5 protein-coding genes and 2 pseudogenes are annotated in these 6,418 nt (G+C 57.4%); 3 read left to right on the forward strand and 4 right to left on the reverse strand.

What is annotated here, in order from left to right:
* Positions 1 to 464 precede the first annotated feature (464 nt).
* Together CQ13_RS42530 and CQ13_RS46985 are read right to left on the reverse strand one after the other, a co-directional pair.
* On the reverse strand, positions 465 to 809 hold the full coding sequence (locus CQ13_RS42530) for a hypothetical protein (protein WP_156433510.1): 345 nt from the start codon (positions 807 to 809) through the stop codon (positions 465 to 467).
* 161 nt (positions 810 to 970) lie between these two features.
* The gene (locus CQ13_RS46985) at positions 971 to 1,285 is read right to left on the reverse strand and encodes a P-loop NTPase family protein (RefSeq protein ID WP_057841928.1); all 315 of its coding nucleotides are present in this window, start codon (positions 1,283 to 1,285) and stop codon (positions 971 to 973) included.
* Between the two features lie 207 nt (positions 1,286 to 1,492).
* On the opposite strand from CQ13_RS46985, the pseudogene CQ13_RS05115 reads away from it, so the two are divergent.
* Together CQ13_RS05115 and CQ13_RS42535 are read left to right on the forward strand one after the other, a co-directional pair.
* Positions 1,493 to 2,775: pseudogene (locus CQ13_RS05115) on the forward strand (NAD(P)/FAD-dependent oxidoreductase).
* Between the two features lie 590 nt (positions 2,776 to 3,365).
* On the forward strand, positions 3,366 to 3,629 hold the full coding sequence (locus CQ13_RS42535) for a hypothetical protein (RefSeq protein WP_156433511.1): 264 nt from the start codon (positions 3,366 to 3,368) through the stop codon (positions 3,627 to 3,629).
* Between the two features lie 581 nt (positions 3,630 to 4,210).
* Here CQ13_RS42535 and CQ13_RS42540 read toward each other — a convergent pair.
* A complete protein-coding gene (locus CQ13_RS42540) occupies positions 4,211 to 4,492 on the reverse strand; it encodes a hypothetical protein (RefSeq protein WP_156433512.1) in 282 nt (93 codons plus the stop codon).
* Positions 4,493 to 5,345: 853 nt separating this feature from the next.
* On the opposite strand from CQ13_RS42540, the pseudogene CQ13_RS46995 reads away from it, so the two are divergent.
* Positions 5,346 to 5,768, forward strand: a pseudogene (locus CQ13_RS46995) (aminotransferase class III-fold pyridoxal phosphate-dependent enzyme).
* Between the two features lie 318 nt (positions 5,769 to 6,086).
* On the opposite strand, the gene CQ13_RS44945 reads toward CQ13_RS46995, so the two are convergent.
* On the reverse strand, positions 6,087 to 6,418 hold a 332-nt coding region (locus CQ13_RS44945), incomplete at its 5' end, for a hypothetical protein (RefSeq protein ID WP_210183062.1).

The following is a 6,418-nucleotide window of genomic DNA, read 5'->3' on the forward strand; positions in this document are numbered from 1 at the left end:
CCGCCATCCTGCCATGATACAGCTCCTCGTTTCGCCGACCGCAAACGAGGAATCCCCCAACAACCCGTCCGTTCCACCAACTCGGTCTGCTCAATAAGCGCAGGTTTCATGGAATCGATCGTCTAGTATTGGCGGTGCGGCTTCTCAGTCGAGCGCTACATCGTGGGTTGAAGCTTAGCACCGCTGATTTCTTCCAGGCTCCCGTATTGAAGGAACTTGCATGAAGATTGATTTGGAGCCACACCGCAATACAGCTCAAGTGCTTTACCGTTCGTGCCACGGGATCGCAAACGCCGATCTTCTTTGTTCCGATAGGTCTGGGAGATTGTTCTTATGTCCTCATCTTGGCAAACGAAATGGACATAGACTGTGCTGCCTGTGCTCTGCCCTGGCCGTTTTTCAATGAAGTTTGTCCACTAACTTTGAAGCGATAGCCGCGCAAGTCATCTTGGCGATCAAAGAGATTAGCCAAAAACGGTCATATCGCTGCGCCGGATATCCTCAGGGGCAATCTTGGCTAAAACCGAGCGCGTAACAAGTCTCGATGAAACTACATCATTCATGGCTTTCATCGATGTACGGTTACCTGCAAATCCATTGAGCCTATTGGAAGCCAAAATAGTACTGGAAATGGTGTTGGAGCCTCTTGAGCCCTTTGATGAGCGGTTCGAAGCGTTTGGAGGACTTTGCTGGACAAAGCTCAGTTGCTCAGCTGCTCGAAAAGGCGCATCAATTGGGGTGATACCTGCAGATCGTGATCTCCACAATAAGACTTTGATGTATCGAAGATCAAGAAGCGCTGCAGTCAAGTTCCGTTCCTGCCGGTTGAAATACATCAGTTTTATGCCGCTGAGCCTCTGCTCAGCCGTCGGGCACGAGCAGTCAAGACTTCAATAGGTCCAGAGACAAATTCGCCCATGCGGGGCTGGGACCAGGTTTTAAGCGCGCCGGCCATTCATGCCCTGCCCATTCAAAGCAACCGTATGACGATGATGATTGTTCCAGAGAACAGCCGAGTTCTGGCTCGATTCTTATCAATGGCATTAAACAGCTCACCGACAACGCCCAGGGAGCAGCGGTGAAGCGCGGCAAGCGGCTCGACCATCACAAGCATTCCAGGGTGGGACACCGCCTGGCCGATGGGGACGCGCTGCCGCTCCCCGCCAGAGAGATGTGAGGGAGAGCGGTCGAGCAGCGGCGCTATGCCGCGCAATTCGACCACCTCATCATGCTCGATCGGCTCCGGTTCGGGTTCGGGGCGCCGTAAAGCGTTGCGCCGACGCACACTTTCTTTCCTGTGGGATTGGACCAGACCATCAACCTAGCTCTTGCTCTCGTCCGCCGGAGAGAACTATGTCGGCTTCGGCTTCTTTGGAGGAAACGTAACTGTGCCTGCTCAGCTCGCCTGCACAATGTGGGATTTTGTTTCTGGGGAAGTGCGCTGATATTCAGGCTGACGTCATTCACAGTCCTGAGCTGAAGGAGTTGTTGGATGCGAGCCGATCCGAAATCGCACGGCTTATGGGAGCTGACGGCTCCAGCGCCGGCAGATACCGGTCCTCTTGTGGGAGATGCCGAAGCCGATGTTGTTGTGATTGGCGGCGGATATACTGGACTCTCTTCGGCCATTCACCTTGCGGAGGCTGGCGTGCGCGTCGGGCTGCTCGAGGCATCCGAAATAGGATTCGGTGGTTCTGGGCGCAACGTCGGGCTGGTCAACGCGGGCATGTGGATCATGCCCGACACGCTCGCAGCTACTCTTGGCTCTCCGTTCGGGGAGCGGCTGATCGAACCGCTCAGTCGTGGACCACAAAAGGTTTTCGAACTCATCGAGAAGCACGGCATCGAATGCGAACTTGAGCGTGCGGGGACCCTGCATTGCGCCGTCGGGCGCAGGGGTCTACAGGAAATCGAGATGCGTGCCGAACAGTGGCAACAGCGCGGCGCTCGCGTCGTGCTGCTCAATGCGGAGGAGACGCGCAGAAAAATCGGTGGCGGCATCTACACCGGCGCGCTGCTCGATGAGCGCGCCGGCACAATACAGCCGCTGGCTTATGTGCGTGGCCTGGCACGTGTCGCGCTTGCAGCGGGAGCGAAGATTTTCACGCGGAGTCAGGTCCTCGCAGCCAGCGACACCGGCTCGCGCTGGAGGATCGGTACGGCAAAGGGATCTGTGAATGCTAAGTGGATAATCGTCGCCACCGACGCTTACGGCAATGGACTGTGGTCACAGGTTCGGCGGGAGCAGATCCATCTACCTTATTCAATTTTGCGACGCGGCCCTTGTCGGACCATCTGAGGGCCTCCATCCTGCCCGAACGGCAAGGCGCATGGGACACAAGGCAGGTCCTTTCCTCGTTTCGCCTCGATCGCTCGGGACGTCTGGTGTTCGGCAGCGTTGGCGCTCTTGAGCGCGCGGGCGCCTCGGTTCACCGGGCCTGGGCGCTGAGGTCGCTGCGCAGGCTATTTCCGCAGCTCGGCGATGTCGAATTCGAAGCCGGCTGGTTCGGCATAATTGGGATGACCTCGGACAACCTGCCGCGCTTTCATAAGCTCGACCGCAACGTGGTCACCTTCAGTGGTTACAATGGGCGCGGTATTGCACCTGGGACTGTCTTCGGCAGTGCGTTGGCGTTTTATGTCCTAGGCCAGGTTGCGGAAAAGGATCTGCCGCTTCCGGTCGCTCCCGTCGAAGAGCGACGCTTTCGTGCCGCCCGTGAGGCCCTCTACAGAGCGGGGGCTCAGCTTGTTCACCTGACTGAAGCGCGGATATGATTCGGTGGCTATTTTCCGTGTGCGCTGTGGGGTAGTAGCGCCGCGAGCTTCTGCTCTTCTCTTCAACCTGGATTAGGTCGGTGGGCAGGTCCGGATACGCCAGCCCCTCGATCCTTGTCCGGTTTCTGACAGCGACTCACAAAACCTGTGAGGTTCAAAACACCGCGCGCCATTAGCGCTGGGCAAGCGCCTGAGCATTGGATCGCTCGGGGGCAGCTTGCAAACGTGTGCGGCTGCTCATGGGCATTGCTTAAGATTGAATGGCGGGTGGGAAATTGTGTATGACAAATTAGAGCTCCCCAAAATACGAGACCGAGCGTGCTGACGAGTTGATTTGTCGCCGGAGCGTTAAGCCACAGAAACCCAGAGCATACATCCGAGGAGAGACGCCTTGCGTCCAGGATAGGCTCGCCGTTGAGAACTATGCGCGTGGACAGCCATACGGTCAGTGCGCTGAATCGACTTGGCGTGATGGAGGCAGCGAGTTCGGATCTGATTGAACCGCGTATTGGCGCTTAGCTTGTCGACGATTGTTACGACGACCTTATCGGCGTCCATCTATTTGGAATCCTGCGTAACAGGGTTCAAGATTGCTGAATTTCTGCACGATGTCGCGCCTGCTTCAAAAGCTTGCACCGCTCTTCCGATTAAAAGAGGTCGTCCAGGTAACGAGATTGCAAATGAACGTCGGTGCTCCCAAGAAAATCAGTGCGCACAACTACCGCGTGGGTCTTCCACTTGGGGCCATCCGCGAATATGTTGCGGCTGGCCACAGGGTGGTAGTCAAGGCCAATGCCGGCGTCGGCGCTACGGACGACACGCAAGGCCGGCGCAACGATTCTGGACCCCGCTGATGAAGTATTCGCATCGAGCGAGATGATCGTCAAGGAGCCACGGTCCGAATGGACGCAGCTGCGAAAGAACCAGATCCTCTTCACTTGTCTGCATCTGAGCCCGACCCGGAGCAGGCCAACGTGCTCCTAGAGCCTGGGTACGCCGCTCGCTTAGGAAGCCGTGACCTGATGTGCATGGCGGGACTCCGCAGCTTTCGCCGGTAAGCGAGGTCGCGGGCAGGCTTGCGGTCGAGGCGGCCGGTAGCGGCCGGGCGCTTGGCCGGCCACAGATGCCCAGTGGCACCACTTTGACGCCGTGTCTTCGTGACCCGCGGCGACAGCTACCTCGCAGAAAATTCGAGCGCGAGCCGGCGAGCTGTATCAGGCCGCTCCGTTCACTCGCAATTGCAAACCCCCTGTCAGATTCCAGCATAGTGTCGGCGAAGTGCTTTTATTAACGGTCGGTCCTGGCCTTCACGAATATCAACGCAGAGCTTCGGGACGTTCGGGCTTCATTATGGCGCGGCTCAACAAGGCTAGCGAAGAGTGCCTTTGAAACACCCAGACGCCGTAGCGGCAATCGTCTCAACTTTGCGGCGCGTTCACGGCGGCAACATTGCACGTGCGTTACTCGCAGACGGCGTGAGCATGGCGGCACTTATAGATGCGGCGTTCTCCTTACCAATAAGCAACAGTGACGCTGTCCGAATGATCGCGAGAGCGCTTGATTCTGGCGATTTCAGCTTCAGACCGGACATAGGACCGATCTGGTACGTGCGGTACATTTGTGAAGATCGACGTGCATCGATGCGCGTCGTCGATATGGAGATGTCAACGCCGGGCAAGACCTTCGCCAGCACCGAGATTTCGTTGCGGCTGTTCATATGATGCGAAGTCCAAGTCGTCTCTCCCTCTCACGCCGTTTTTTATCAATCGACTTGCAAATTTACCGCCTGATCGGAGCTCGCTTTTTTTGGATGCCGATCCCGGCTCAGGAACTCAATATTGCAAGCCGAAAAACAGGCTGTCGAGATGTATACCAGCGGATGCGATGCGCGCCCAACATCGCAACGAACAGCTGCGCCCGGATGCGGCCGAATTGGTACGGCTTCGATCCAAGCTATCATATCGCGCGCTACGATTCATCCATAGCTGCTGAAGTAGCGCACCGCGGGCCATCGCAAGCCGCCTGTCGCGGCGCGCGCCGCAACCGAACCGCACGAGACAGCCATGAGCGTGCAGGGGACCATTCTCGTTGATGGCGATGAAGTCCGGTCGCAGGAGGCGCTGCGCCGCGTGCTTATCCAGGAATTTGAGTGCGCTGGTAGGCGCCGAGCCGAGTGACTATCTTCGCCGGCTACACCCATGATCCAGCTGAAGAGGTTGCTGCGCTAGTTTTGAAACTCGCGCCTCGTGGCCTCGACCATGTCTTCTTTTCCGACACTGGCTCAGCCAGCGTGAAGTAACCATTAAAAATGGCACTCGGCTTTTGGCATAACATCGGCAAGCAGCGAATACGCATTGTCGTGATGCAACATTCCTATCACGGCGACACGGTTGGGCGATGTCGGTAGGCGCTAGAAGCGTGTTCAACGCGGCTACGGGCCCCTTCTGTTCGAGGTTACCTCACTCCCTTTCCCCCGAGAGGTCGTGAGCTGGTGACGCTCGATGCGCTCGAGTCCTCTGATATTGGGTGCGGGCGGAATGCTGATGAACCCAGCCTGGGTGCTAAGAGAGATGAAGCGAATCTGCGAAGCATCCGAGGTTCTGTTCATAGCCGATGAGGTCATGACCGGCTGGGGCCCTACCGGAACGTTATTCGCCTGCGAGCAGGTCAATGTGACGCCCGATATCGCCTCTATTGGAAGGGTTTCACGGGAGGGGCGCTTCCGCTCGCGGTAACACTCTGCCGCGGGGATATTTTTGACGCGCATAATTCGAAAGACCGTGCGTACGTTCTTTCATTCGAGTTCATATACCGCCAATCCAGTGGCCTGCCCCGCCGCAAGGGCCAACCTGGATCTCTGGCAAGATCAGGAATCTCGCCAGCGCGTAGCGTCGGTTGCCACCATGCAAGAGCAAGCCCTTGAGCCATTCCGCGCCGACCCGCGCTTTGCAAACGTCCGTCGAACTGGCACCATCACACAGCACTCGATCTGAAAACGAGGGATGGAGGCTACCTCGCGGATATCGGTTCGAAGCTTCGCGCTTTCTTTAAGGACCGAAATCTGCTGCTGCGGCAGTTCGGCAATACGATCTACGTGATGCCGCTTTATTGCGTCACGGCGGCAGACCTTGATGAAATCTACACCGGCATCCGCGATGCTGCCGACGCGCTGGCCTGAAGACGCGCTTGGCGCGTTAGTGAGCGGGAACCCAAGATCGATTACCACGCAGCAGTCGAGGCTGTCGTTTTCGCGTCATCGTGCTTGGGCGGTCGCTGCCCACAATGACCCAACATTAATCGCCACACGCACGTCAAGCTCTTTCATCGTGCGTCGCGAATGTCAACCGCATCTGAACACGGCGAACACCGACGTCAGCATAAGGGGCGCCAGCGTGTATTGGCGGTGAGCATCGCCACGCCCGTGAGAGTGCTTGTTGGATCACCGCCTTCTCCTGAATCTGGATGACGGCGCTGACGCTTTGATACGCGCGCCGCTTCAGATATCGACGCGTACCGGAGCCGCCTTCGTAAGCCCATGGAGTTTGGAGCACGTACCGGGATTTTTCGATTCGCGCCTTGTAAGTCGCTCTAGCAGTTTGCTGAAAAATCTTGAAATGGAGAGTTTTCGTATTCTCGCCGGTCG

The sequence above is a fragment of the Bradyrhizobium retamae genome, assembly GCF_001440415.1.
GTDB classification, from domain to species: domain Bacteria; phylum Pseudomonadota; class Alphaproteobacteria; order Rhizobiales; family Xanthobacteraceae; genus Bradyrhizobium; species Bradyrhizobium retamae.

What these genes read in the sequence shown, in the direction of transcription:
- CQ13_RS42540 (WP_156433512.1), bottom strand. Translation starts at nt 4,492, where the DNA reads ATGAACAGCCGCAACGAAATCTCGGTGCTGGCGAAGGTCTTGCCCGGC.